Annotated in this window: 19 protein-coding genes; 14 read left to right on the top strand and 5 right to left on the bottom strand. The window is 44.8% G+C overall.

Going from position 1 to position 26,780, the window contains the following annotated elements:
• Positions 1–478 (bottom strand): AAA family ATPase (locus AC5RDS_RS01120; protein WP_494222175.1); only part of this gene is annotated, 478 nt, incomplete at its 3' end.
• A gap of 200 nt (positions 479–678) precedes the next feature.
• Here AC5RDS_RS01120 and AC5RDS_RS01115 point away from each other — a divergent pair.
• The 13 genes from AC5RDS_RS01115 to AC5RDS_RS01055 all read left to right on the top strand — a co-directional run bounded on the left by AC5RDS_RS01115 (position 679) and on the right by AC5RDS_RS01055 (position 21,661).
• Positions 679–1,827, top strand: coding sequence for a FecR family protein (locus AC5RDS_RS01115; protein ID WP_013610449.1), 1,149 nt, complete (start codon positions 679–681; stop codon positions 1,825–1,827).
• Between the two features lie 107 nt (positions 1,828–1,934).
• Entirely contained in the window at positions 1,935–5,288 is a 3,354-nt protein-coding gene (locus tag AC5RDS_RS01110) for a SusC/RagA family TonB-linked outer membrane protein (protein ID WP_013610450.1), read from the top strand.
• 16 nt (positions 5,289–5,304) lie between these two features.
• On the top strand, positions 5,305–6,759 hold the full coding sequence (locus AC5RDS_RS01105) for a RagB/SusD family nutrient uptake outer membrane protein (RefSeq protein ID WP_181990681.1): 1,455 nt from the start codon (positions 5,305–5,307) through the stop codon (positions 6,757–6,759).
• A 2-nt stretch (positions 6,760–6,761) separates the two neighbouring features.
• Complete coding sequence (locus AC5RDS_RS01100) at positions 6,762–7,634, top strand: DUF4843 domain-containing protein (protein WP_162610031.1); 873 nt, start codon at positions 6,762–6,764, stop codon at positions 7,632–7,634.
• A gap of 12 nt (positions 7,635–7,646) precedes the next feature.
• Entirely contained in the window at positions 7,647–9,182 is a 1,536-nt protein-coding gene (locus tag AC5RDS_RS01095; RefSeq protein WP_217778846.1) for a PKD-like family lipoprotein, read from the top strand.
• A gap of 15 nt (positions 9,183–9,197) precedes the next feature.
• Positions 9,198–10,550 (top strand): TlpA family protein disulfide reductase, encoded by a 1,353-nt coding sequence (locus AC5RDS_RS01090; RefSeq protein WP_118108606.1) that lies wholly within the window; start codon positions 9,198–9,200, stop codon positions 10,548–10,550.
• Positions 10,551–10,691: 141 nt separating this feature from the next.
• Positions 10,692–12,380: an energy-dependent translational throttle protein EttA gene (ettA, locus tag AC5RDS_RS01085; protein WP_195305925.1), complete on the top strand. Its 1,689-nt coding sequence runs from the start codon at positions 10,692–10,694 to the stop codon at positions 12,378–12,380.
• A 73-nt stretch (positions 12,381–12,453) separates the two neighbouring features.
• Complete coding sequence (locus AC5RDS_RS01080) at positions 12,454–13,059, top strand: RNA polymerase sigma-70 factor (RefSeq protein WP_195458069.1); 606 nt, start codon at positions 12,454–12,456, stop codon at positions 13,057–13,059.
• Between the two features lie 70 nt (positions 13,060–13,129).
• Entirely contained in the window at positions 13,130–14,287 is a 1,158-nt protein-coding gene (locus AC5RDS_RS01075; protein ID WP_013610457.1) for a FecR family protein, read from the top strand.
• 276 nt (positions 14,288–14,563) lie between these two features.
• A complete protein-coding gene (locus AC5RDS_RS01070) occupies positions 14,564–17,938 on the top strand; it encodes a SusC/RagA family TonB-linked outer membrane protein (RefSeq protein ID WP_494222174.1) in 3,375 nt (1,124 codons plus the stop codon).
• A gap of 12 nt (positions 17,939–17,950) precedes the next feature.
• Positions 17,951–19,459: a RagB/SusD family nutrient uptake outer membrane protein gene (locus tag AC5RDS_RS01065; protein ID WP_022160867.1), complete on the top strand. Its 1,509-nt coding sequence runs from the start codon at positions 17,951–17,953 to the stop codon at positions 19,457–19,459.
• A gap of 12 nt (positions 19,460–19,471) precedes the next feature.
• Positions 19,472–20,437, top strand: a complete 966-nt coding sequence (locus AC5RDS_RS01060) for a putative zinc-binding metallopeptidase (protein ID WP_195305927.1) — start codon at positions 19,472–19,474, stop codon at positions 20,435–20,437.
• Between the two features lie 12 nt (positions 20,438–20,449).
• A complete protein-coding gene (locus AC5RDS_RS01055; protein ID WP_494222173.1) occupies positions 20,450–21,661 on the top strand; it encodes a redoxin domain-containing protein in 1,212 nt (403 codons plus the stop codon).
• 67 nt (positions 21,662–21,728) lie between these two features.
• Here the strand turns inward: AC5RDS_RS01055 and AC5RDS_RS01050 are convergent, their stop codons facing one another.
• The 4 genes from AC5RDS_RS01050 to AC5RDS_RS01035 all read right to left on the bottom strand — a co-directional run bounded on the left by AC5RDS_RS01050 (position 21,729) and on the right by AC5RDS_RS01035 (position 25,386).
• Positions 21,729–23,096 (bottom strand): DUF6055 domain-containing protein, encoded by a 1,368-nt coding sequence (locus AC5RDS_RS01050; RefSeq protein ID WP_013610463.1) that lies wholly within the window; start codon positions 23,094–23,096, stop codon positions 21,729–21,731.
• A 327-nt stretch (positions 23,097–23,423) separates the two neighbouring features.
• Positions 23,424–23,744, bottom strand: coding sequence for a chaperone modulator CbpM (locus AC5RDS_RS01045; RefSeq protein WP_118104746.1), 321 nt, complete (start codon positions 23,742–23,744; stop codon positions 23,424–23,426).
• Between the two features lie 18 nt (positions 23,745–23,762).
• Positions 23,763–24,704 (bottom strand): DnaJ C-terminal domain-containing protein, encoded by a 942-nt coding sequence (locus tag AC5RDS_RS01040; protein ID WP_013610465.1) that lies wholly within the window; start codon positions 24,702–24,704, stop codon positions 23,763–23,765.
• 136 nt (positions 24,705–24,840) lie between these two features.
• A complete protein-coding gene (locus tag AC5RDS_RS01035; RefSeq protein ID WP_229039726.1) occupies positions 24,841–25,386 on the bottom strand; it encodes an RNA polymerase sigma-70 factor in 546 nt (181 codons plus the stop codon).
• 135 nt (positions 25,387–25,521) lie between these two features.
• Between AC5RDS_RS01035 and AC5RDS_RS01030 the strand changes: the two genes are divergently transcribed.
• Entirely contained in the window at positions 25,522–26,604 is a 1,083-nt protein-coding gene (locus AC5RDS_RS01030; protein ID WP_175315886.1) for a FecR family protein, read from the top strand.
• The last annotated feature ends 176 nt before the right edge of the window (positions 26,605–26,780 follow it).

The following is a 26,780-nucleotide window of genomic DNA, read 5'->3' as shown; positions in this document are numbered from 1 at the left end:
CCGAACGGAATTCATAGATATCCTTTTTGTCGGGTCCCTTTGTCTCATCACGAGAAAATATCAGTGAACGACGACCATTGGGATAGTAGTACAGAGCCTCTTTCAGTATCTCAACTTTATTGAGTTCAAAAGAATATTCATATTCGATACCCTCAAGAAGGAAGCGAATGAAGAATGTACTTGGTTTGCCAATGCTCCCGAATTTGAATGGAGTAAAGGCAAATATCGTATTCTCGTTGTAATTGTGAGATGAGAATATCATTCCCACACAAGCGCGAATAGCCTTGATAACACTGCTCTTTCCTGAGGCATTTGCACCATAAATGGCAACAGTTTTAAGCAAGCGCTCATTACCGCATACAAATGTATTTTCTTCAAGTTCCTTTGCTTTTTTGGTCTGTATGCTTGCTGCCTGCATATCCAGTACCACCTCATCTTTAATTGAGAAGAAGTTGCTCAAACGAATTTCAAGTACCATTTTATTCTCCAAATTTGTAATTCTTTTGCAAATATAACAAATTAAATAACAAAATCATAATTCGGACAACTTTTTATAAATTAGAAGCAGCCTGGCTTTCAATCCAGTTTTTGGATTTTCTACTCACCCGTTTTTTAAATTGGATCGTTATATATAAAAAATGAGAAAAAAAATTGAATATTGGATAATTGATTGAAGCAATGCAAGAATTAGAAAAACGATATGAAATTGCCCGGTTGATTGCATGCGAATTGATCGGAGTACTTTCTGGACGTGAGGCGGAGGATTTGGAGGTGTGGAAAAACTCTTCTGAAAAGCATGCAAGGGAGTATATGGAAATCCGGGAAAGATTGCTTCGGGATATTGATTATCCGGATTATTTGGAGCTAAAGCAAGAATGGGAAGGATTTGAACAAAAACTGTTCCGGAAAAAGCGGGTATTCAATTGGTGGGTAACAGTAGCAGCTGCTTGTGTGGTTATTTGTTTGGGTATAACATTTTTATGGATGAGAGAGCCTGTTGCCGAACCGGTGGTTGCCGGAACATCAGGGGGGACGAAAGGTTTTAGGGCGACACTGATTTTAGGAAACGGAGAACAGGTGAGTATAGGCGACTCTTCGAGCCAAACGATTGCTGTTGCGGGAGGAACTACGATTGTAACGACCGGAAAAATGGTGAAATACGATGCCGGGAAGGAGGATCGGGAAGAAAAAGCGGAATGGAATACGATCGTTGTACCGCGTGGAGGAGAATACGAATTAGTTTTGGCCGACGGAACGCGGGTGTGGTTGAATTCGGAGTCTCGCCTGACTTATCCCGTCCGTTTTACGGGGGAGCTGCGGGAGGTGAAAATGGAGGGAGAAATTTGTTTCGATGTAGCCCGGAAGGAGGAACAGCCTTTTGTCGTGAGAACGGCTGATTTGGCGGTAAAAGTATTAGGAACCCTTTTCAATATGGAAGCTTATCCGGAGGATTCCCGGGTAACGACTACGCTGGTCAGGGGTAAAGTAGAAGTAGCTGTCGGGGATAAAACTCAGGTATTACAGCCGGATCAGCAATTGGCGGTGGAAGCAGGCCGGTTTACTCTGAAACAGGTGGTGGCGGAAGATTATATCGGCTGGACTAACGGACTATTCCATTTTACCGAGGCATCGCTTGAGGAAATTATGACCAAACTGGCCCGGTGGTATGATGTGGAATTCTTTTTCGCCAAACCGGATTTGAAGGAAGCCCATTTTTCTTTGGATATTCAGCGGTATGAAAATATCGCAACCATTTTATCGAAGCTTGAAAAGACCGGGCGGGCACGGTTTCGGGTAAGCGGAAAAACGGTGGTTATCGAACAGTAGGATATATTAAAAAAGCAATACATGCGGGCACATGTACTGCTTTACATTAACATATCGATACTCCTTCGTGGGGAGTAGAGCGTATTATTAACTTTATTTACAAATGTATGAAAAAAAATTTAAGGAACGGTAGTTTCGTACTCACGAAATTACCCCGTATGTTGATTATGATGAAGACGGTGTTGATTCTACTCGTGTGTTCGCTGAATTTACAGGCTGCAGTCTATTCACAACAAAAAAAATTCGACATTTCGATGAAAAAAGCCTCTTTGGCGGATGTGTTTCAATATTTGAGGCAAGTGAGCGAATATAAGTTTGTATATGACAGTGATGCAGTGAAACAATTCCAACCGGTTTCGGTGGATTTGAAAGGGGTGGGCCTCGAAGAAGTTTTGGAAGATTGTTTGAAAGGAAGTCCCTTTGTTTTCCTGATCGAAGATGATCTGGTGATTATCCGGGAACAGAAAAGTGTACCGCAGAAACAAACTCAGGAAGTGAAAATTGTCGGTAAGGTGACGGATGAAAAAGGCAGTTTGCTACCGGGAGTAACGGTACAGATTCAGGGTACTTCGCTGGGTACGGTGACCGATACTGACGGAAAATATGTCTTATCTGTGCCTGAGATGAAGGAATTGACATTGGTATATTCGTTTATCGGTATGGAAAAGAAAGCGGTGAGATGGAAAGGAGAAAAAGAATTGAATATCACCTTGGTTACAGAAGTGGCCGAGATGGACGAAGTCGTGGTGACCGGTATTTTTACCCGAAAGAAAGAAAGCTTTACCGGTTCGTCGGCTACATTTACCAATAAAGAGCTGAAGATGATCGGTAACTCGAATGTACTCGAAAGTCTGAAGACACTCGATCCTTCGTTTGCCATTATCGAAAACAATGACTTCGGTTCGGACCCCAACCATTTGCCCAATATCGAAATCCGGGGGAAAACCAGTGTAATCGGTTTGACCGAAGAATATAATACCGATCCCAACCAACCGTTATTTATCCTCGACGGTTTCGAGTCGACTCTGGCGACGATCAGTGATTTGAGTATGGACCGGGTACAGAGTATTACTGTGCTGAAAGACGCAGCCGCTACCGCTATATATGGATCGAAAGCAGCCAATGGAGTCGTGGTCGTAGAAACGAAAGCTCCCGAAGCCGGGCAGCTGAGATTGAATTATACCGGTAACCTGAATTTTACTTTTGCCGATCTGTCGGATTATAATTTGATGAATGCCGAGGAAAAATTGCAGTTCGAATTGCTTTCCGGACTTTATCAAAGCTGGGGACCGGACGGGTATTTGGGAAGTGTCGAGCAGGAAAGAAAATATAATATGCGTTTGCAGGAAGTGCGGAGAGGGGTGGATACCTACTGGATGAACGAGCCCCTGCGTTTTGCTACGACACACAAACACAATTTGTTTCTGGAAGGTGGCGACGGAGTGATGCGTTATGGTGTCGGGGTGAGTTACGGAAAAACCCAGGGAGTGATGAAGGGATCGGACCGGGATGTATTGAATGGAAATGTCCGGCTCATTTACCGGAAAGGCCGTGTAGCTTTTACCAATTCTTTGAATGTGGATTATACCAGGGCAGAACGGGAGAGCGTTTCTTTTAAAAGATTCGCCCAAACCAATCCGTATTACCGGAAAACGGACGAAAACGGAGAACCTGTAAAAGTGCTGGAGTCTTTTTCTTATTTTGATATAAATACCTTTAGAATAATAAACGAAAATGTATACGGACCGTTTTACGATTTGTCTAATACAAATTTCGATCGTACCCATACTTTAGGGATAACCAACAACTTTGAAGCCGATTGGCGGGTAATAGACGAATTGAGGATCCGGGCGAGGATAGGGGTGAATAAATCCAACGAGCAGGCAGAGAAATTTTCTTCGCCTTTCAATTCGGAATTTGTGGGTAAGGAAGATAATGAGAAAGGGGCCTATACGGAATCGGAAAAACACGTTTTCGGTTATGACGGTGATTTGAGTGTTACCTACGGAAAATTACTGGCAGAACGGCATATGGTAAATGCGGTGGCCGGAATGCGTTTTACCCAGTCGACTTCGAATCTGAACGGATATACTATGCGGGGATTTATCGACGATGAATTTTCCAACCCTTCTTTTGCTCAGGAATATAATCCAGATAAAAAAGTATATCAGGATGTTAAGAAAAGGACGGCCAGCTATTATGTGAATCTCGGTTATGCTTATGACAACCGTTATTTGCTGGATGCCAACTGGCGGGCAGACGGGGCTTCCATTTTCGGGGTGAACAAACTTTTTACCAATACCTGGTCGGTGGGACTTGGATGGAATATCCACAACGAACATTTTCTGGAAGGGGCCGGTTGGCTGGATATGCTGAAACTGAGGGCTTCGATCGGAAATCCCGGAAACCAGAACTTCGATGCTTATATTGCGATGAAAATTTATACCTATAATAATCATCACACCAATCCTTGGGGAGTCAGCGCTATCATCAATAATTTCGGAAATCCGGACCTGGAGTGGCAAAAAACGCTGGACCGGAATATCGGTTTGGATTTAGTGGTGTTTAATAACCGTTTGCGGGTGAATTTCGATTATTTTTCAAAGAAAACCGATCCGTTGTTGGTTTATACCGGAGTTCCTTCGTCTACGGGAGGTACCTCCGTTCCGGCTAATGTCGGCGGACAGGTGACGAAAGGATATACGGTTGTGCTGAATTATGCTTTGTTGAAAAAAGAACACTTGCTTTGGCAGGTAAACGCGACCTTGCGGCATCTGACTTCGGAATACCGGAATGTCAGTTCCTGTCTGTCCCGGTTCAATGATGAAAATAAGACCAAGAATATGTTGCGGTATTACGATGGCGGAAGTCCTTCGGATTTATGGGCTGTCCGCTCTGCCGGAATAGATGCGGCTACGGGACGTGAGATCTTTTTGCATAAAGACGGTACCCAGAGTTTTGCTTATAATGTCGAGGATGAGGTGGTCGTAGGAAATAGTGATCCGAAACTGGAAGGGGTTGTCGGCATGTCTTTTTACTATAAAGGTTTTTCGGCTTCTGCCAATTTCCGTTACCGGTTGGGTGGGCAGATCTTTATGGAGACCTTGTACAATAAGGTAGAAAATATTTCGTTCAGTGATGTCCACTATAATCAGGATAAGCGGGCTTTGTACGATCGTTGGAAAGAACCGGGCGATAATGCTAAATTCCGGGCGATTTCAACGACAGCCGATACGCCGATGTCTTCCCGGTTTGTCGCCGACAACAACGTCTTTTCAGGAGAGTCTATATCGGTGGGGTACGAGAGCCAGGGAAAATGGCTGAAATCGGTCGGCGCTTCATCATTGACGGTAAGAGCTTATATGAACGATATTTTCCGGATTTCAACCGTGAAAAATGAACGGGGTATCGATTATCCCTTTGCCCGTTCGGTATCCATGTCTTTGGGATTAAGATTTTAAATTAAAACGAATGAAAATGAAAAAGTTGAATTTCATCATCAAATACGGTCTGGCTTTACTTCTGCTATCCTTCTATTCCTGTGAGTCATGGCTGAATGTGACGCCTTCGGATCGTTTGTCGGAGGAGATGCTTTTCAATGACCGGGAGGGATTTGTGAAGGCATTGAACGGGGTGTATATTGAATTGAATACGAATGAATTGTATGGCCGAAACCTGACTGCCGGTGCTTTGGATGTGATGGGACAGTATTACAGTGTTGCTTCTTCGTCGCATGCTTTCTATAATTATGGAGGTTTGGTTTATACCGGAAACGATGAGAAGGCCCTGTTCGATAACATGTGGCAGAAATGCTATGCGGTGATTGCCTGTTGCAATACGATTATCGAAAAATGTGATGAAAATAAGGCCGGACTTTCGCCTGTCTGGAGGGGGTCGATCAAAGGGGAGGCTTTGGCTTTAAGGGCAATGCTTCATTTTGATATGTTGCGTTTGTTCGGTCCCCTGACTTCTGAATTGGATAAAGAAAGTATTCCTTATCAGACGAATTCGGATCAGACGGTTACTCCTTTACTGTCCGGATCGGAAGTCGTCGGACTGATTCTCGACGATCTGAAAAATGCTGTCGGTTTGCTGAAAGATACGGATCCTTATTTTGTGGAAGAGGAATTTTCCGATACAGATTTGAATTACAGGCGTTTCCGGATGAATTATTTTGCAGCAAAGGGCCTGATGGCCCGGGTTCAGCTTTGGGGAGGAGATAAGGAAAAAGCTGCGGCTACGGCCAAAGAAGTGATTGCCGAAGGACAGGCTGAAGGAGCGGAATTTTTCCCTTTTGTAACGAATAGCGAAGCTACTTCATCGAATCCCGACCGGGTATTCTATTCCGAAGTATTGTTCGGAACCTATCATTCTTCCCGGGAAAAATTACATGAGGATTTGTTTGCTCCGACACTCGAGTCGACCAGTATTCTCACCTTAGCCGGCACTGCCCGGAGAGATGATTTATACGATAATGAGAATGATTACCGTTATTCGGTTTGGTCTACTTATAATAAAAACGGAACTTCGGTACTCTATCATCGCAAATTCGAAAAGCAGGATAATGTGACGGCCAGCCGGCAATATATGATCCCCCTGATCCGGATGAGCGAAATGTATCTGATTGCGGTTGAATGTTGTAAGCTGGACGAAGCTTCCGTTTATCTGAATACTTTCCGTAATGCCAGAAACTGCAACAGCCTTGCCCTGACGGAAGACAACCGGATCAATATCCTGGCGAATGAATATAAAAAAGAAATGTTGGGTGAGGGGCAACTGTTCTTTTTCTATAAACGTCAGGAAATGGTAAATATCCCCGATGGAAATCAGGCTACAGGAACGAAGAACGTGGAACTGGCCAAATATGTCGTTCCGCTTCCGGAAAGCGAAACCGATCAACGAATCAGTAGTACAGATATTTCAAATGAATGATTATGAAAAGATTTTTATATTATATATGGTTTTTACCTTTGATGTTGTCGGGTTGTGAAAAAGACCTGATGGATTATGAAGGCTTGGAAGGAGTTTATTTTGCCGTACAATGGGGAGATTCCTGGGGAAATGAAAATAGTTGGCCTTACCAACCTTATACGGATGTCAATTTTATCAGTTTGCCGGGAGATACCGCAACGCTGTCGGTGAAGGTGATGGCTACCGGTCCGGTGAAAGCGTATGACCGGATTTTTCTGGTGGAAGTCAATCCCGATAGTACCGATCTGACTGAAAATGTGGGTTATCTGCCCTTGAACCGTGAAGGTGTGATCAAGGCCGGAGAGTCTGCCGCTGAGGTAGAAGTCCGCCTGATACGTACCGATATTTTGCAGGAAAAAGAACAGAGATTGGGCTTGAGATTGGTGGCTAACGAATATTTTTCTCTGGCTTTCCCGGAATGGGATGCCTTGATCGGTTCACACCGGACCGGGCCGGTGTATGAGCATTTCGATGCTTCATTACATACCTTGCGTATTGCTGATTTTATGGTAGAGCCTAAAGTTTGGGTCGGTACTGCCGTTTCTCCCTATAATGGAGGGTATGAATCCGGAAATTGGGGCGCTTTCAGCCGGAAAAAACTGGAATTGATTTGTGAGCGTTTTAATTTGACGTATAATGATTTTATGAGTACTGAAACGATGCCGAGTGCATTGCAAATGCTGATATATAAATCTATGTCCACCTATCTGATCCAATGCTACAATGACAAAAAACCGGTTTTGGAAGAGGATGGGCGTTTGATGTGGTTCAGCGGTTGTCCCTGGTTATCGAAAGTAGGTGTACCCTGGGTACCGGAAGAAGGTTATTACGATTAAACAGAAATAATTATGAAAAGATTAGTATATATTATTGTATTCGCATTAGGGTTGACGGCATGCTATGATGACAAAGGCTCGTACGATTATCATGACATTTGTGAGGTGAACATAGAGGGGTTAGAGTCGGTTTATGAAACGGTTTACCGGGAAAGTGTGCTGGAAATCGATCCTACGGTGACGGTAACGGAAGGAAATATCGGGGATACCACCCGTTTTGCTTATGAATGGAGGGCTAACGTGCCCTATAATTCGACAGAGTTGATCGGTACGGAACGGATATTGAACTATCGGGTTGAATTAGCTCCGCGTGATTATACCTTATATTTCAGGGTGACCGACCGGCAGACCGGTGTCGTGACGGTGGCTACTTCTACATTGAAAGTTGGAACCGCTTATTCGAAAGGCATTTTGCTGATCGGTGAGAACACTCAGGGAGAGGCAGATGTGCAGATGTTGTCGATGGTGAAAGATACGGTTTTATACAAAGAATTATTGAAAAACAGCGGGCTGCCGGTCCTGAAAAATCCGGTGGATATTATCCATACGGGAGCGGCAGGAAACAGTAACTATATCAAGTTATGGGTATTGACCGGGTCCCAGGCTTATTCCATGGATCGTAAAACTTTTGCCGGTTCGGAAAGTGATGTGTTCGGTAAATTATTGTTTATGGATCGGACGTTCGACACGGAATTCGTACCGGTAGATATTATTCCGCGGGTGAAAGATAAGGCTGGTAAGAACGGCGGGTCTAGCTACTATCGCACAGTCGTATGTAATAACGGATATATTTTCAATGCCAGTACGTTATTGATGGGAGGGGATTATTATAATAATCCGGTGAATTGTCTGACTTCGGATCAGAATACCTACTATAAAGCTTTTCCTTATCTGTTCTATACATTGAATAGCTATTCGGGTGGTTTTTTATGGTTTGATGTGGAGAATCGACGTTTTCTGACAGTGAAGAACAGTATCGCTGTTTCCGATTTGCTGGAAGATCAGGCAGGAGATCCGTTCCCCTGGAACCAGGGAACGACGGGACGGACTCTGGTTTATGGGGAAAATACCCTGGATGTCGGGAGCTCTAACGGTAATTCGTTCGCTATCCTGAAAGATCCGGCCGGGGCCTATTATCTCTATAAATTCCGGGCAGTCGGTTCCGGACCGACGAAATTGAATTGTTATACGATCGGTGCGGGGGCTGTAGATTTCGATAAGGCCGATTTTTATGCCTTTTCTTCCCGGAGAACAGTGGTGTATTATGCCGTAGGTGCAACTTTGCATGCTTACGATTACAATAAAGGCAATGAACGGCATTACACTTTCGATATGGGTGATCCGATTACGATGCTGTATTGTGATACTGCGATCGAACCGAATGCGAATCCGCTGTATGTGGCGACTTACAATGCGACAACCGGAGGAAAACTGCAAAAATATATCCAGGGAGTGAATCCGGATAAGGTAGAACTCGAGGCGGACGAAAAATCATGTTGGGAAGGGCTTATGAAAATCAAAAAAATGAGCTGGAGGGCTGTTGAATAATTTAATATTTATCCTATGAAAATCATAAAATTACTTATACTGTTACTGGTTTCTTGTTCTTTATCGGCAAAGGCCGGAGTAGTGAAGATATCCGGTTCGCTGAAACAATTCGGATTGGACCGGGTATCGATGAATAGTGATGGGATCGCAGCAGAAGTCTATCATGATAGGACGATAGAAATTATACTCGATTCCAACGGCCGTTTCGATTTAAAATTGAAATTAAAACAACCGGCCTATTATAAAGTGGGACATAATACCTTGTATTTGACTCCGGGCGATGATCTGGAGATTATTTTCAACCGGAATACTACGAAAACCACTTTTAACGGTAAAGGAATAGAAGCCAATAACTATTTGCGCAACAGTGCGAAACTGAGCGGTTGGGAGATCGCTAAAATAGGACGGGAGCTAAATGAATTCGGCCTTCCTAAAGAAAAAGTGAGTTTCGAGGTTTACCGCTATAAGGTGGACAGTATTGTAGATGCCAGCCTGGACGCCTTAGCCCATTTGACCGCAGTGACTCCGGAATTTCGGGAATTGGAACAAATCCGGCTGGAAGCCTGTCGGCTGGCGACTTATCTGGATTATTTCTCTGTGGGGCAATTGAGTAACTACGATGATGCTCCTGAGGTAAAACTCGAAAAGAAACAGGCCTTTTATCGGGAAGTAGCGACACTGGCCGAACCTTTGTTAAAGAAGATCGGTGCTTCCGATCGCTATCTTGAAATCTCCGATGTACGGAATATATTACGGGAATGCCATGAGACCCAGGTGTTTCAGTTTGCTCTTTCTCCGGCTTTTAGGGAATGGATGACGGTTTTAAAAAATGCAGAATTGTTGGATCAGGGCTTGATGCTTAAGGATTATCGGATGTATACCGATTTTTCCCGTCAGATCCGGAATAAAGAGTTACGTAATTCTTTTCAGGCAAAATTGCAAGAACGGGCAAAATTGATGGAAGGCCGGCCGGCTCCGGATATTCCTTTTAAGGATATCGACGGGAAAGAAATGCGGCTGAGCGATTTTAAGGGAAAGGTGTTGTATGTCGACTTTTGGGCTACCTGGTGTCTGCCTTGTTTGTTCCAATTACCCGAGTTCGAGAAACTGAGTGAAAAGTATCCGGATATCCGGTTTATCGGTATTTCGATCGACCAGAATGAAAAGCTTTGGGTCAAGAGATTGAAAAAAGACGGTATGCCGGCTCATATTCAGGAAGTTTTGGCCGATCCTTATGTGGTAGGCGATGCCTGGGACATTACTTCCATTCCCCGTTTTTTGTTGATCGATGAAAATTTCAGGATCATCAATGCTTTTGCTCCCCGTCCATCGGATAGGGAAAAAATAGAACCTTTACTGGCAAGATAAACCAGAGGGACGGGGGTGTCGGACTATATAGGTTTATAATTTCTTTACAGACTTTATAAACCTATTTAATTCGCCGTTTTAATTGTATCTTTGTACCCGATGCCGGAGATTGGGCAGAAAACAATTAAGATTACATGAATTATGGCGGATGATAAAAAAATTATTTTTTCAATGGTGGGGGTCAGCAAGACATTTCCTCCTCAAAAACAAGTGTTGAAGAATATATATTTATCTTTTTTCTATGGAGCGAAAATCGGTATTATCGGTTTGAACGGTTCGGGAAAATCTACTTTGTTGAAAATTATTGCCGGTATCGAGAAAGATTATCAGGGTGAAGTGGTTTTTTCTCCGGGATATTCCGTAGGGTATCTGGAGCAAGATCCGAAGCTGGAATCCGGCAAAACTGTTAAGGAGATTGTGCAGGAGGGGGTACAGGATATTGTGGACGCTTTGAAGGAATTTGAGGAGGTCAATCAAAAGTTCGGAGATCCGGAAGTGTTGGAAAATCCGGATAAATTGAATGCTCTTATCAATCGTCAGGCAGAATTGCAGGATAAGATAGACGCTACGGATGCCTGGAATCTGGACAGTCGTTTGGAGCGGGCCATGGATGCGCTGAGGTGTCCCCCCGAGGATCAGGTGGTGGATACGCTTTCCGGTGGAGAGCGGCGCCGGGTTGCCTTGTGCCGCTTGCTGCTTCAACAACCGGACGTATTGCTGTTGGATGAACCGACCAACCATTTGGATGCCGAATCGATCGATTGGTTGGAACAACATTTGCAACAGTATGCCGGAACGGTAATCTGTATTACTCACGACCGTTATTTCCTGGATCATGTGGCCGGCTGGATACTGGAACTTGACCGGGGAGAAGGAATTCCATGGAAGGGTAACTATTCGTCCTGGTTGGAACAAAAGACCCAACGAATGGCGCTGGAAGAAAAACAGGCCAGTAAGCGCCGCAAGACACTGGAACATGAATTGGAATGGATCAATATGGCCCCAAAGGCCCGACAGGCTAAGGGGAAAGCCCGGTTGAAATCCTATGAGACATTATTGAATGAAGATCAGAAAGAACGGGAAACCAAGTTGGAAATTTTTATTCCGAACGGTCCCCGCTTAGGAAATAAAGTGATAGGAGCACAACATGTGGCGAAAGCTTTCGGCTCCAAGTTGCTGTTCGATGATCTGAATTTCACCCTTCCTCCCAATGGTATCGTTGGAGTTATCGGTCCTAATGGGGCTGGAAAAACAACTCTCTTTAAAATGATACTGGGGATGGAAAGTATCGATAAAGGAACATTTGAAGTGGGGCAAACCGTGCGGATAGGATACGCTGATCAGACGCACAAGGATATAGACCCGAAAAAGACGGTTTATCAGGTGATCTCAGGCGGTCAGGAATCGATACGGGTCGGAGGAAGAGAGATTAATGCACGTGCTTATCTTTCCCGGTTTAATTTTTCCGGAGCCGATCAGGAAAAGCAATGCGGAGTGTTGTCCGGAGGGGAGAGAAACCGCCTTCATCTGGCCCTTACCCTGAAAGCCGATGCCAATGTGTTGTTGCTCGACGAGCCGACTAACGATATAGATGTGAATACCCTCCGGGCTCTCGAGGAAGGCTTGGAAAACTTTGCCGGTTGTGCTGTTGTCGTCTCACACGACCGTTGGTTTCTGGATCGTATCTGTACCCATATCCTTTCTTTCGAGGGAGATTCTAATGTGGTCTTTTACGAAGGATCGTATTCTGAATACGAGGAACACAAACGTGCACAGCTTGGCGATATCCAGCCCAAGCGGGTGCGTTACCGTAAATTGATCGCCGATTGACAGATTGCGGGAAGCCTTTTGTCATAAAAGTATCTCTTTGATCGTAAAGAGATACTTTTTATATTTGTCCCCGATGAACGATTTCGGAAATATAGATCCAGATTTACAACTTTTTGGGGCGGTCAGAAAGGGTGACCGGAGTGCTTTTGAGCAGTTGTTTCAAAAGTATTATACAGACTTGTGCCATTATGCCTGGACTTATCTGGACGAAAAGAGTGAAACCGAGGATGCGGTACAGGATGTATTTATCTATATCTGGAACAACCGGGAAACGATCCGTTTGCAGGAATCCTTCCGGGGGTATCTTTTTTCTGCCGTCAAACACCGGGTATTGAATATTTTGAAACATCAACTTGTCGAACGGACTCATTCCCGTTTACTGTCCGAATATTGGGACGATCTGTTGAAATCCGGTTATTCCGAAGAAGAACAGACCCAGTTGGAACAAATTCAGCATATCCTTCAATCTTTACCCCAGCAATGCCGTATTGTGTTTATGAAAAGTTGTCTGGAAGGAAAAAAATACCTGGAGATAGCCGAGGAGCTCCGCATATCGGTGAATACGGTGAAATCACATATCTCCAAAGCTTATCGTGAAATCCGGGAAAAAATCGCTGTATTTAAAAATTCGAACCTGTTGTTACTGATTGCTTGTGCAACTTATAAAGAGATGAAGTAACTTTTTTTCTTTTTCACTCACCCGTTTTTAAACTTAGTTGCCTTTATATAAAATTAAAGATATAAAGGTCATGAGTGTACCATTTTCAGAAGATTTATGGCAACGGCTTTCTGGTTTATGGAGAAGAGATAAAAAAGAGGAGGAAGAAGCGGTCGGATACGATGATCCGCAGCTGAAGCAGATGCTGGATGTAATGATGGTCTCCCGCAGGAGTATGAAAGCTGCGGAGAAGCAGAAGTACGATATCGACCGGGCCTGGCGGAGGGTGGAGAAACAGACGGCCGGTGGATGGCGCGTACCCGGCTGGTGCAGATATGCTGCGGCTGTGACTGTTTTATTTTTTTCTGTCTGGGGGTGGGTAACGTATAACAGGGAGTCCGCACTTCCGGTTACGGGAGAATTGACGGATGTTATTCTACCGGGCGTTTCGAAAGCAGAATTGATATTGGCGAGTGGGGAAAGAATTATCCTGGGAACTCAGACAGAAATTCGGGATATCGAGGAATTAGGGGTAAAGATTACCAACGATACGTCAGGGGGAGAGCTGAAATATGAAACCGGGAGTACGGAAGATTCCACGATTACAGCGTATAATACGCTGATCGTACCGAAAGGGGGTGAATATATGGTGAGGCTGCCCGACGGTTCACAGGTATGGCTGAATTCCGAAACGACGATTCGTTTCCCGGTCCGGTTTGCTGCCGGTAAGCGGGAAGTACAGCTTTGCGGAGAAGCTTTTTTTAAAGTGTGCAGAGATACAACCGCTCCTTTTCAGGTATCGACTGAGAATGGAGAAATTACGGTGTTGGGAACCAGTTTCAATGTGAGTACTTACCGCGAAGACAACTATTGGCAAACCACTCTGGTGGAAGGAAGTGTCAGGATTGCGGAACAAGGCCGTACGGTTGTTTTAAAGCCTTCGGAACAATATACTGTGGACCGCTGTTCCGGCCAAAGGAAAGTGGCTTCGGTCGATGCGGGTTTATATACTTCCTGGGTCGATGGAAAGTTTTATTTCAAGGCTTACACTTTCGAAGAGATTGTCAAAAAATTAGAACGCTGGTACGATTTTACGATGGTTTATCAGGACGAAGAGGTAAAACAAATGCGTTTTACGGGTTCCATCAACAAGCATAGCCCGGTCACCGAGGTGTTGCGTTTTCTGGAAATGACTACCGGTATCCGTTTTAAAGTAGAAGGAAAGCAAATCGTTGTGAGTAAAATTTAAAAGGGATAAGAGGTCGCGACTCTCATCCCCGATAATCGATAACGTCTGTAAACCGATCCTTGAGCCAGACTGATTTACAGGCCATTATTAACTTCAATCTACAAATTTATGAAAAAAAATGAGGATTTGAATTGTTTTTGCCGTTCAGGTAAAATAAAAAAATGGTTGTTGCTTATGAAATTGATTACTTTTTTCTTTTTTCTGGGCATATTTCAGGTGAGTGCTTCGGTTTAGGGCCAGAGAGGGACTGTTACTCTGAACCTGAACGAACTGACAATGGAAGATATCTTTACGGCCATCAACAGACAGTTGAAATATGATATCTTCTATAGCGACGATGAACTGGATGTTGCCCGTAAAATTAAACTGACAGACAGTAAAATGGAGGTGAGTAAGTTGTTGAAGGAAGTTTTGCAGGATGATTATTCCTATGAATTTTTGAATAAAACGATTGTCATCCGTCCGGTAAAACAACAGCAAAATCCGAAAATTGTCATACAGGGAACGGTAAAGGATACGAAAGGAATACCCTTGCCCGGCGTTTCGGTGGTGATTCAGGGGTCTACGGTCGGGGTGTCTACGGATAATGCCGGAAAATTCCGGATGGAGGTTGCGGATCTGCCCGATTTGGTACTGGTATTTTCGTTTGTAGGAATGGAAACGCGTGAGATACCGTATCGTGGAGAAGAAATGTTGAATATAGTTCTGAAAGATGCTGTTACAGAGATTGGAGAAGTGGTTGTGACCGGTTACCAGCAGATCGAGAAAAGGCAGTTGACCAGTGCTGTTTCGACTATCAAAACAGAAGACCTGAATATGGTAGGGGCTTCCAGTATCGAAGATATGCTACAGGGACAATTGGCAGGCCTGTCGGTAGTGAATACTTCTGCAGCTCCCGGCGCTGCCCCCAAAATACGGGTCAGGGGAACGGCAACGATAGCCGGTAACGCCGATCCGCTCTGGGTGTTGGACGGAGTGATGCTGGAAAATTCCGTGCCTATAACAGTCGCAGAGCTGAATAGCCCGGATGTCATGAATATGTTCAACTCCGCTATCGGAGGAGTGAGTCCCAACGACATAGAGAGTATCACAGTTCTGAAAGATGCTTCGGCAACGGCGATTTACGGGACGAGGGCAGCCAATGGGGTGATCGTGGTGACGACAAAGAAAGGAAAGCGGAACGGATTCAATATCTCTTATCAACACACTTCAGCTGTCAGCCTGCGTCCTGCTTACCGGGATTTTGACCTGATGGACTCCCGGGAAAGAGTGGAACTGACCCAACAATGCTATGACGATGGTTTGTATATCAACGGAGGGGTAGGAATGGAAGGACTGATGAGCCAGTATGCCTTGGGTAACCTTACCCTGCAACAATTCAGGGAAGAAGTGAAAAAGACGGAAACCCGGAATACCGACTGGTTTAAACTATTGTACCGGAATGCATATACCCAGACCCATAACCTGAGTGTTTCCGGCGGTTCGGAGAAAGCGGATTATTACATTTCCCTGAGTTATGACGGGGAGCAAGGGGCCGACAAACAGACGGATTATAAGAATTTCAACGGACTGGCCAAATTGAATGCAGAACTGTTCCGGGGAGTACGCCTGTCTGCCACTTTACAGGCAGGGCGCCGTGACCGGGAAACTTTCCATGTCAGTGCCGACCCGTTCGAGTATGCAGTACGGACTTCACGGACGATTCCGGTATATGATGAAAACGGCGATTACTTCTTTTATAAAAAGACATTCGGAGGATATTACCTCTATAATATACTGAACGAACAGGAAAATACCCATCGGGAATCTTCCCAGACCGACCTGAAAGGGATCCTGAATCTGACGGTAAATCTTTATAAGGGATTAAAATACAACGGTTTGTTCAGTTATGCCTCCTCGCATTCCTCCAGTTCGGATTACGCTAAGGAAAAAAGTGCCTATGCGGCGGAAATCAGAGGGTATGATTTCGGGGACTATACCCAGGAAGAATATGATAAGACCTCTTTGCCTTTCGGAGGAGTGTACAATGAAACGAATTATGAACAGAGAACGTCCCTGATCCGGAACAGCCTGGAGTATAAGGGAAACCTGGCAGAAGATTTTTCTATCGACGCCATGCTCGGACAGGAGTTCAGGACCACCCTGTATAAGGGGTTGACCAGCAATGGTTCGGGATATATGCACGACCGGGGCAATATTTTTTACGAACCTGCATTGGGAGAGAATACCGGTCATCTGGCCAGAAATAAAATGACCCGGAATATACCCGAACGTTCTTATATATCTTATTACGCCGTTCTGTCGGCCATGTATAAAGACCGGTATGTGATCAACGGGAATATCCGTTTCGATGGTTCGAATCTGTTCGGTTCTAATCCGAAGTACCGTTATCTGCCTTTGTGGTCGGTTTCCGGGAAATGGATCATCAGCAATGAGCATTTTCTGTCGGGATCGGAACTGGTCAATAACCTGGCCGTCCGGGCTTCTTATGGTTTAAGGGGAAATATCGTGGAGGAGAGTACGCCGCAGATTGTTGCTTCTGCTTTACCTCCGAACGAAGTCAATCAATTGTTGCAGATGGAAATTATACAAGCCCCGAATCCGGAACTGAAATGGGAAACCACTTCCTCGGTCAATATCGGTTTTGAACTGGGCATGTTCGATAACCGTCTGACCCTGGATGTGGACTACTACCGGGATTATAGCAAAGACCTGATTGCATCCAAGAACGTCTCTTCTGTAACGGGTTTTCTCAATAAATTTGTCAATTATGCGGATGTGAAAAACCAGGGAGTAGATGTGTCCGTATCGGGGTATATTATCCGGAAAAAGCAATTTTCGTGGTTGTCGTCCGTCAATCTGGGGTATGTAAAAAATAAGGTCGTAAAATCTAATATAACCCCTCAGGCCGAAAGTCTGGTAAAGAGTATCTATACCCCGGGTGAAGTCTTTCTGGGCAAACCTGTAAACGGTATGTTTTCGTATCGTTTTGCCCGTCTGGATGAAAACGGTATACCCTTGTTCTACGATGAAAACAACAATATCCTGAGCGAAGACGATCCGGAGATCGAAGAGGCTGTTTACAACAATATCTATAACCTGAAATACGAAGGTACCCGGGATCCGATATTGTCGGGCGGATTCAATAACGTCATCCGGTATAAAGATTTTTCCCTGTCTTTCCTGTTTTCGTTCGGTCTGAAAAATAAGGTCCGTCTACCGGAATTTGCCTATAATTCTTTACCGGAGGCAGACCAGAATGCCAACCGGAAAATCATGGACAGATGGAGAAAACCGGGAGATGAAGCAACGAAGATTATTCCGGTCCTGTCCGGACATGCCGGCGGAGACAGCCATTACACCAAAGTGATATTCAATAAGAGTCAGAAAACTGTAGTGCCCGGAGACTACTTACGTCTGCGGAATGTGATGCTGGAATACAGGCTTCCCGGCCGGTTGGTACAGAAGATTGTTCTGGGCGACCGTCAACTGGGAGGTATATCCCTGAAGTTCCAGGCTCAAAATCTGTTTGTCTGGGCGGATAAACGGATGAAAGGATATGATCCGGAGACCATTAATTATACAACGACGGCTTACGGTTCACTGCCTTTACCCCGTAGTTTTACCTTGGGATTGAATGTAAACTTTTAATACACAAAAGATATGAAAAAGAGATTATTATATATGCTGGTCGTATTGGGAGGGATTTTTTCCGGCAGTTGTGAGTCTTACCTGGAAGAGGTGCCCCAAAATAAATTGAAACCCAATACGACAGACGATTACGATCAGTTGCTGAACTACGGGTATCTGACAGAACAGGTGGTTCCTTACCTGGATATCCTTTCGGACGATGTGGATCTGATTGCTTCCGACCACTCTATGGAGGGGGACGATTATGGAGATGTGTATGTGGCTGCCTATATGTGGAATAAAGATATCGAGACAACTATGCCCGGGGGGGATATCGCTTTCGAGAAATTCTACCAAAGTGTCTTTTATGCCAATGTGGTATTGGAAAATATCGATCAGGCTGCCGGGATGGAACTGAATGAGGTGAATGTGGAACGTACCCGTCAGAATATCAAGGGAGAGGCTTATGCTTTGAGAGCGTATTCCCATTTCTATCTGGTCAACCTGTATGCCAAACCTTATGATCCGGAAACTTGTGCCACAGATCCCGGTATTCCGCTGAATCTGAGTACGGCGGCAGAAGATAAGGCATATACCCGGAACAGCGTTAAAGAGGTATACGACCTGATTGTCGGAGATTTGAAAGAAGGAGTCCGGCTGATGGAGGCTAATCCGGTTTCCAAGCCTGCCAAACTGAAATTCGATGCTTTGTCGGCCCGTGCCTTGCTGGCCAGGGTGTATCTCTATATGCAGCAATGGGATTCTGCCATTGTGTGTGCTGAACAGGTCATCCGGGAAAATCCGGCGATATTCAACCTGTATGAGGCAGGACTCCGCCTCAGTATGGATAATAACTTTGTCAGCAGCTGGAATGCTTCGACGGTGTGGGGAAAGGATTATTTGGCGAAAGATAATGATAATGTGTTGTTTGTAAATGGAATAAGTGAGATTGTGCCTGCCTTGGGATGGTATCATTTTATTTCAACCTTCAGTGTCAATAAAAAACTGGCGGCTGAGTATGAAGATGAGCCGGACGATGTGAGACGTTATTACTTTATGCAGACTTATTCTTTAAGGGGAAAACCCAAATTGATCTATGCCAAAAACAGATATATCCCGAACATCAGCAGTGTAATGAGACCGGATGCCGGCAGTGGTTATACCCGGGTGATCCGGACTGAAGAAATGTATCTGATTCTGGCAGAAGCTTATGCCCATAAAGAGAACGGGATAGGGGAGGCTGTAAAGTATCTGAACCGACTGAGGGTTGAAAAATTCCGGGAGGGGACTTATACAGACCTGAAAGCTGCGGATTTCGATCAGAATTCCCTGTTGGTATTCATAGAAGCGGAACGCCGCCGTGAATTGTGTCTGGAAGGACACCGCTGGTTCGATCTCAGACGGACAACCCGGCCTGCTATGGAACGTATCGGCTATGAAAATCAGGTGGCCCGTCTGGAAAAAGATGATCCCCGCTATGTATTGCAAATTCCGAAGAGGGAACTGAGTGTGAATCCCGGAATCGGTAGTAATCCACGTTAAAATGATAGAGCTATGAAACGAATGAGTCTATATAAAATGATCTGTTACTGTTGTTTGATATGGGGGACTATGGCCTGTACCAAAGAGGATACCCCCGAAGCCATGTGGGAGTATACAGGGCCTGTGCCTGCCATCCTGGACGGTCCTTCCCAAGCGCAGAAAATGTGTTATGCCCTTTATCAGAAGTACGATTTACATATTTACTATAATCTGAGTGGAGAGGAGGCCCTGAAAACGGAGGTTGGTTATACCCAGGTGAATGGGATTACGGCAAATAATCCGGAAGCGATTCCGATGCAGGCTGCAGACGAAGCGGTGGCTGAAAAATTCCTGACCTTGTTGACGGGTTTCTTCGCCCTGCTGCCTGATGAGATGGTAAGTAGCGGACTTTACAGACGGCAGGTTTTGGTAAAAATCAATCCCGGAAATAATAAATACAAGGATGAGAATGGGAATAGAATTTTCTCCAATACCAAGACGGAAGAAATGCAGGGGATCCTCTATTACGGCTACCTGGATAACAGCCAGGATACCGACGATAAGTTTACGGATAACCTGAAAGGATGGAAATGGGGGATTTTTTATGAGTTCTTCCGGGGTTTGTCTTATACCACTTACAAAGGTATTCCGTTGCCGGAACGTTTTGGAGCAATCTCCAAAGGATTATATTACTATGAAAATGAAACAGATGAAGATGTTTGTCTGGACTATTCGAATAATTATAACCGGGAAATCGGAAAAAAATGCGGGTTTGTCTCTCCTTTCGGGGCTTCTGCCACCAGCGATTATGCTTATGCAGACTGGGTTTCTTTTGTCGCCTGGATCCTGACGGAAGACAGGACGGAACGGGAAACGGATATGAAAACCTGGTCCCGCTTGCAGGAAAAATACGATCTGGTCATACAATATTACCGGCAATATTACCAGCTGGATCTGGAACAGCTTGCAGAACAATGTCAGAAATTAACCGTTAAATAAAAAATTACAGCTATGAAACTATTGTATTTTATCGTTTTGACTGGCTTGTGTATGGCTTGTCATCAACCCCGGGTATATCGGATAAACGGTTCATTACCGGGAGCCCTGGACGGGTATGTGGTCAAATTGTATAATATCGATACGTATCCCGACGTATTGCTGGATTCTACCGTAATCAAAGATGAAAAATTCCAGCTGGAAGGAACCCGGACTTTCGAGTATCCGAAATATTGCCGTTTAGTAGTCGATATGACTCCCGATGAACCCGATCAGCGCAAAAAGACATTGAAGGCCTATCGTTTTTTTGCGGATAATACAGCCATGGAATTCCAGTGTCAGATGGACAGTATGCCGGCTTATTACTGGGAAGCGGTAAATAAGGAACACAACGTTACGCTGACCGGTTCTCCCACACAGGATCTGTATCAGGCATATAAAACCTCTGTACAGGAGTTGTCAGAAAGGAAAACGGCTTTGTGGAATGAATACCTGAAAGTATATCATGTGCCGGCCCTGGATGGAATTTTCAATACGGAAAAGGGCATGAAGATCGTCCGGGAACTGAATCGTGTCAAAGCCCGGTTGAACGAAGCTACCGGGGAATTTATCAAAGTTCACAACAATTCTGTTGTATCTTTATTACTGGCGAATAATTTGTTGAATTCAACCCGGTCGGAAATGACGGTGGAGGAGATCGACGGGCTGATGAACGGCTTTACCCCTGCCCTGCAAAATGCCTCCATGATGGGAGATGTAAAAAAGACAGCAGAGCGGATGCGATGTGTGGCCCGCGGGGGGACTTATCATGATATCGTTCTGAAAAATCTGAAAGGAGAAAATGTGCCGCTTTCGGAATATATGAAACCGGGTGCTTACAATATGCTTGAATTCTGGGCTTCCTGGTGTAGTCCCTGCCGGGGTGAAATACCTCATTTGAGACATCTTTATGAAGTATGCGGCAAAGATTTCAATATGATCAGTGTGTCGATCGACGAGCGGGATACAGATTGGAAAAAAGCGGTACAAGAGGAGGGTATGCAATGGCACCAGCTGTGTGATCAGAAAGGACGTAAAGGACCGGTTGCGATAGAATATCAGGTGAGTGGAGTTCCCTATTGTATCGTGCTCGACCCGGAAGGGAAGATCGTATGCGGAGGGGTAAGGGGGGCTGAATTGGACGTCGTTGTGCAGGATTTGCTTGGAGAAAAAGCGAAAGGATTGTAGGTGTTGAGAAGCTGATAGCCGGAAAGGAAACGGTGCCTGTGTTTTACTGCGGGCACCGTTTTATTTATCAAAGGATTTCCGTTCCCTTTACCTTTATTTTATAGGGCCATTGGGCATCGGTTGGCTGAGGACCTTGGGGATTCCATCCCGGGTTCATCCGGTGTTCGGCAGGAGCTCCCATGACGATGAACCAAAGATGGCTTAAAGGTTGGTCTTTGGGGGTTTTGAAGCTGACTTTTCCTTTACGGTTTTTGTGTACTTCGCCCCGGATTGTCTGTCCTGTTGCGGTGACTCCGACGAAACCATAACGCCAGCCTGCTTTTTCCGGTGATTGAATGTTATAATCTTGTCCGGCCGGGGTTAGGCCCGCAAAGGTGATTTGTACGGTTGTGCCGGCTGCCGGGACTTGCAGGTGGATCGCATTAAATCCGTAATTTTCAGGACACCAGGCTTTCCTCACCTGATACCAGCCGTCTTTTTTTTCTTCCAGACAGGTCCTGAAATCCGGGAAAGAATTGGCCCATGGGCGGGTGATGGAAAATACCCGTTTATAATCGAAATTGATCAGGTGCTGATAAGCATCGAACATTTCGTCATTGAATTGTTCCTGGGATAGATTTTGCATCCGCTTATAAGTCATAACCGGGTCTTCGCCTTTCTTGCCTTGCCGGAATAATTCGCCGATAAACGGTAAACCTTGCCTTTCGCTCCAATATTCGAGTATATAAGGCGAACGGTAAATGTTCTCCGTATGCAGAAAAGCTTTGTGGGTATTCTTTTTAAAAGCATCCCAGTGATAGGTCTCGTCATCGATCCAGTGGGGGTTGACCTGCCAGAGCATCCATTGAGCTCCCATTTCGAAAATCCCGTTACCTCCCCAGGCGACACCTTCTCCGTCGGCGATCGACTGTAATTGAAAACTGTGTCCCAGTTCGTGAGCCACAGCATTTAATCTTTTGTCCTGTAGCCGGTTCGGAGTAGCCCAGAAAGCACCGATCACCTGGTCGTAATCGCCGCCATAGGCCGTCCCTTCCAGAGAATATTGAATCATCGCCATCATCCGGTATTTTTCACTTTGCGATCCTGGTTTGACGAATTTCAGGGAGTCGCGGTAAAATAGGTAAAAACGTTCCAGTTGATATTTCAGATTTTCCAGATCCACAGCCATCGGATGTCCCTCTAAATCGGGAGGAGCAGCTAAATCGTTCCCGAATCCTTTTTCCCAGAATATGGCCAGATTATCCGTACAGGACATGCGCCGGTAGGAGTAGCGGGAAGTGTCGGAATACCAATCCTGGCCTGCAAATTCTTTCGGTTGATAAATAGCTTTTCCCGGAGGAAGAACAAAATGATCGGATTGGCCTTGTGCCTGGGCAGACCAGCTGCCGAAGCCGGTCGACAAGATGAAATGGAATAAAATGAAATGTCTTTTCATCAGTTGGTTTTTAGTCAGGAAATCCCGGATTAAAGTGTATGAATTACATTAATTTTGATCTGTGAGCAAAAATAGTTTTTTCCCTTCATAATCCTTAGGCTTTAGGAAAAATAATGCTAGGTTGAATTTTTTTTCTTTCTATTTCGATTCCGGGCTTTATACCGTCAGACCGGGTCGCCAATTCCGATCACCGGAGACGAATGAGTAACGAAATATACCTACCATAAATTAGGAGAAACGGAGAATTAAAGTTTGCTTTTCTTTCATTGTTCCATTTCTCCATTGTTCTCAGAAAAAGGTAACTTGTGAGGAATAAAATTAGTTTTATCATCGATATTCTTCCTGAAAAAAATCATCCTTTGTCTGGAAGCGGCGGAGCTGACGGCGGAGGAAGCTCACTTCCTGTTGCAGCCTTTCCATGCGTTCCAGCATATGATGAATGGCGTCGATGCCTTCGATATTGATCGAGAGATCGTAATACAGGTGGCTATATCTTTCCAGTTCCCGGAGCTGGGAGGCGAGAAGATACCGTTCGCCGTCGACGGTGCGTATTTCGATCAACCCTCCTTCTTCGAGCGAAATAATAAAAGTCGGGTCGGTATGGCTCTTTTGGCAATATTCGTTGAAAATAATTAATTCTGTATCCATAGTTGAACGATCTTTAAGTTAGGAGTTTTGTAATTCCCGGAATAATTCCTTCTGCTTCTCTGTGAGATGAGTCGGTATCTTCACTTCATAAGTGACAAAAAGATCCCCGAACTGTCCATCCTGTTTATATACGGGAAACCCTTTTCCTCTCAGGCGTACCTTTGTCCCATTTTGTGTTTCGGGCTTGATTTTCATCTTCACTTTTCCGTTCAAGGTTTCGATAATCTGTTCTCCGCCTAATACAGCGGTATAGAGGTCGATCGGGACATTCATATACAGATTGTCACCTTCGCGTTTATATACCGGATCGTCGCCGATAACGAAAGTGATATACAAATCGCCTGCCGGTCCACCGTTCATCCCCGGGCCTCCCTGTCCGTTCAGTTTGATCGTCTGTCCGTCGGCTACTCCCGCCGGCACGGTGATCCGGATCTTTTTACCGTTGACTTCCAGGATTTGTTTGTGGGTCTCTGCGGCATCGCGTAAAGAAAGATGCAATTCGGCATTGAAGTCCTGCCCTTTGAATCCAGCCGAACTTCTTCGGCTGCTTCCCCGGCGTTGACCGAATAGGGATTCGAAGAAATCGGAAAATTCACCTTCGTTTCCGTTGAAGTTACCGCTGAAACCTCCTCCCTCTGCAGAGGACCAGTAGCCACCACCCATACCGCCGAAGCCGCCACCGCCACTTCGGCTTTGTTGCTGATAACGTTGCTTTTGAGCTTCGAATTCATCTGCATGTTTCCAGTTTTCTCCGTAAGCATCGTATTTTTTCCGTTTTTCGGGATCGCTCAGTACTTCGTTCGCTTCGTTGATCTCCTGAAACTTTTGTTTTGCTGTCGGATCGTTCGGGTTTAAGTCCGGATGGTATTTCCGGGCCAGTTTTTTAAAAGCCTTTTTGATCTCGTCCTGAGATGCCGTTTTGCTGACACCCAGCACTCCATAATAGTCGATATAAGCCATAGTAATATTTTACAAACCATTATTTAATTCTGTAAATTTACGATGGATACTAAAAAATTGTAATGGAAATAAGTTAAAATAAACTTAAATGATTATTGCAGCATTTAGCCGGATAGATAAAAATATAAAAAAAGGTTCAGGGAAATAACCAAAGTAAAAGAGTCGTTGGTAAATAATCTTTCAATTCTTTCTTCAGACTTTTTAAAGCTACTTCCAGGTGTTTTTCGACAGTACGGGGAGATAAACCGAGTTCCGCTGCTATCGTTACAGCCGTTTTACGGTCAAAACGGTTCATCAGGAATATTTTCCGGGCTTGGGGAGGTAAATGATCGATGGCGGTTTCGATATGCTGCCGGAGTTCTGCTTCTACATAATATTCCCAGGTTAACATTCCCGTAATATCCCCTTTTTGCAGGATTTTTTCCTGATATTCATTCCGGATTTTCAAGTGATCCAGATAGTTCAGACAGCGGTGGCGGATAGATGTAAATAAATAGGCTTTTATATGATCCGTTCCCAGGATCCGGTTGTCTTCCCAAATATGGATAAAAAGGTCGTGTACCAAATCCTCGGCATTTTCTGTGTTTCCTGTAAAACGGCTGGCATAAACTACCAGACCACTGTAATATTGTTTGAACAGGGTTTCGAATTTCTGGTATTCATCGGTTGAGTTAAAGGACATCACATGTAAATTTTTCCTTCTGACACAAAGGTAAAAGATAAAATCAGGATACTGCAAAAAATTATTCTTTTAACTACGTATATTTTTGTTTTGAACTGTTTTCATGATATAAGTCGGATAAAAATGGATTAAATTATGAGAACAGATCGGGAACAATCGGATGAGAACCGGGAAGAAGCCGGACTGGAAGAAGCTTTGAAGTTGTGGATGGAGATCCGTCAGGTAGATCGAAAAAAAGGTTGGGAGCGGTTGGAGGCAGAAATAGGCCGGCAATACGGATTACGCCGACAGGAAAGGCGTCGTCGTTTGGGTTACTTTCGGTGGCTGGCTGCTGCCGTTATTTTATGCTTCGGGATCGGCGGGTTGCTTTGGCTTCAATCTGTGCGAAAGCCTCAAACCGAGCTATTAGCCGATTGGGATAAACAACCTCGTCTGATATTGGAAAATGGAGAACAAATTTTGTTAGGCGGGGAGCAGGAAGTGAAGCCGGAAGAAGAAAACAGGAATTTTGTGATCGATCGCCGGAAAAAAAATATCGTTTATACTAACCGGCAGGGAGGAGAACAAAAAAAATGGCAGTACAATACCCTGGAAGTTCCCCGGGGGGCTGAATATGAATTGATCCTGGCGGATGGAACCTATGTGTGGCTGAATGCCGATACCCGTTTGCGTTATCCTACCTGTTTCAATACAGACGAACGGCGTGTGTATCTTGAAGGAGAAGCTTATTTTCAGGTGACGAAAGATACCGCACATCCTTTTCGGGTAGAGTCGGAGGCGCAGGTTGTAGAGGTGTTGGGTACTCAGTTTAATGTGTATGCTTATGGACATGAGGAACGGACATATACTACATTGGTAGAAGGAAAGGTTGCTGTGACCGCTTCGGCTTCGGGGCAGCACGTTCAGCTTATGCCCGGTCAGCAAGCCTCGCTCGGCCGGCAAGGAGGGGAGATCGTTGTCGGTGAAGTGAACATTCAGCAGGTGGTGGATTGGAAAAATGGCATGTTTGTTTTCGATGATCTGAGTTTAGAGGCTATTCTCCGCAAAGTGGCCCGTTGGTACGATGTCGAAGTATTTTACCGGAATCAGCAGGCTAAAGCGATTGTTTTTAAAGGAAACCTTCCCCGTTACGGAGAATTGCCGGAATTACTGAAAGTATTGGAGAATAGCAGTGAGGTACATTTTTCGTTAAAAGGAAATACTTTGATTGTAGAATAGAAAAAGAGGAAAAAGTTGGTCGCTTTTTCCTCCTGAAAAGAAAACATCTGTTGGTCGCAGATGAATTGTTTAACTAATTTATTGTCATTTTTCTGTATTTTCCCATATACTCTTATAGGCAGGACATGACGTTCCGGAAGAAGTCTGACGACCTCTTCTGATTTTTTCGTTAAAAT

Source organism: Odoribacter sp. (assembly GCF_985060555.1).
The sequence above is the reverse complement of the archived record's forward strand: the minus strand, read 5'-3'. Positions and strand labels throughout refer to the sequence as shown.

Bases quoted from the DNA above. Each gene is read 5' to 3' on its own strand.
- AC5RDS_RS01115 (WP_013610449.1), top strand. From the start codon at position 679: ATGCAAGAATTAGAAAAACGATATGAAATTGCCCGGTTGATTGCATGC.
- AC5RDS_RS01110 (WP_013610450.1), top strand. From the start codon at position 1,935: ATGAAAAAAAATTTAAGGAACGGTAGTTTCGTACTCACGAAATTACCC.
- AC5RDS_RS01105 (WP_181990681.1), top strand. From the start codon at position 5,305: ATGAAAAAGTTGAATTTCATCATCAAATACGGTCTGGCTTTACTTCTG.
- AC5RDS_RS01100 (WP_162610031.1), top strand. From the start codon at position 6,762: ATGAAAAGATTTTTATATTATATATGGTTTTTACCTTTGATGTTGTCG.
- AC5RDS_RS01095 (WP_217778846.1), top strand. From the start codon at position 7,647: ATGAAAAGATTAGTATATATTATTGTATTCGCATTAGGGTTGACGGCA.
- AC5RDS_RS01090 (WP_118108606.1), top strand. From the start codon at position 9,198: ATGAAAATCATAAAATTACTTATACTGTTACTGGTTTCTTGTTCTTTA.
- ettA (WP_195305925.1), top strand. From the start codon at position 10,692: ATGGCGGATGATAAAAAAATTATTTTTTCAATGGTGGGGGTCAGCAAG.
- AC5RDS_RS01080 (WP_195458069.1), top strand. From the start codon at position 12,454: ATGAACGATTTCGGAAATATAGATCCAGATTTACAACTTTTTGGGGCG.
- AC5RDS_RS01075 (WP_013610457.1), top strand. From the start codon at position 13,130: ATGAGTGTACCATTTTCAGAAGATTTATGGCAACGGCTTTCTGGTTTA.
- AC5RDS_RS01070 (WP_494222174.1), top strand. From the start codon at position 14,564: ATGGAAGATATCTTTACGGCCATCAACAGACAGTTGAAATATGATATC.
- AC5RDS_RS01065 (WP_022160867.1), top strand. From the start codon at position 17,951: ATGAAAAAGAGATTATTATATATGCTGGTCGTATTGGGAGGGATTTTT.
- AC5RDS_RS01060 (WP_195305927.1), top strand. From the start codon at position 19,472: ATGAAACGAATGAGTCTATATAAAATGATCTGTTACTGTTGTTTGATA.
- AC5RDS_RS01055 (WP_494222173.1), top strand. From the start codon at position 20,450: ATGAAACTATTGTATTTTATCGTTTTGACTGGCTTGTGTATGGCTTGT.
- AC5RDS_RS01050 (WP_013610463.1), bottom strand. From the start codon at position 23,096: ATGAAAAGACATTTCATTTTATTCCATTTCATCTTGTCGACCGGCTTC.
- AC5RDS_RS01045 (WP_118104746.1), bottom strand. From the start codon at position 23,744: ATGGATACAGAATTAATTATTTTCAACGAATATTGCCAAAAGAGCCAT.
- AC5RDS_RS01040 (WP_013610465.1), bottom strand. From the start codon at position 24,704: ATGGCTTATATCGACTATTATGGAGTGCTGGGTGTCAGCAAAACGGCA.
- AC5RDS_RS01035 (WP_229039726.1), bottom strand. From the start codon at position 25,386: ATGTCCTTTAACTCAACCGATGAATACCAGAAATTCGAAACCCTGTTC.
- AC5RDS_RS01030 (WP_175315886.1), top strand. From the start codon at position 25,522: ATGAGAACAGATCGGGAACAATCGGATGAGAACCGGGAAGAAGCCGGA.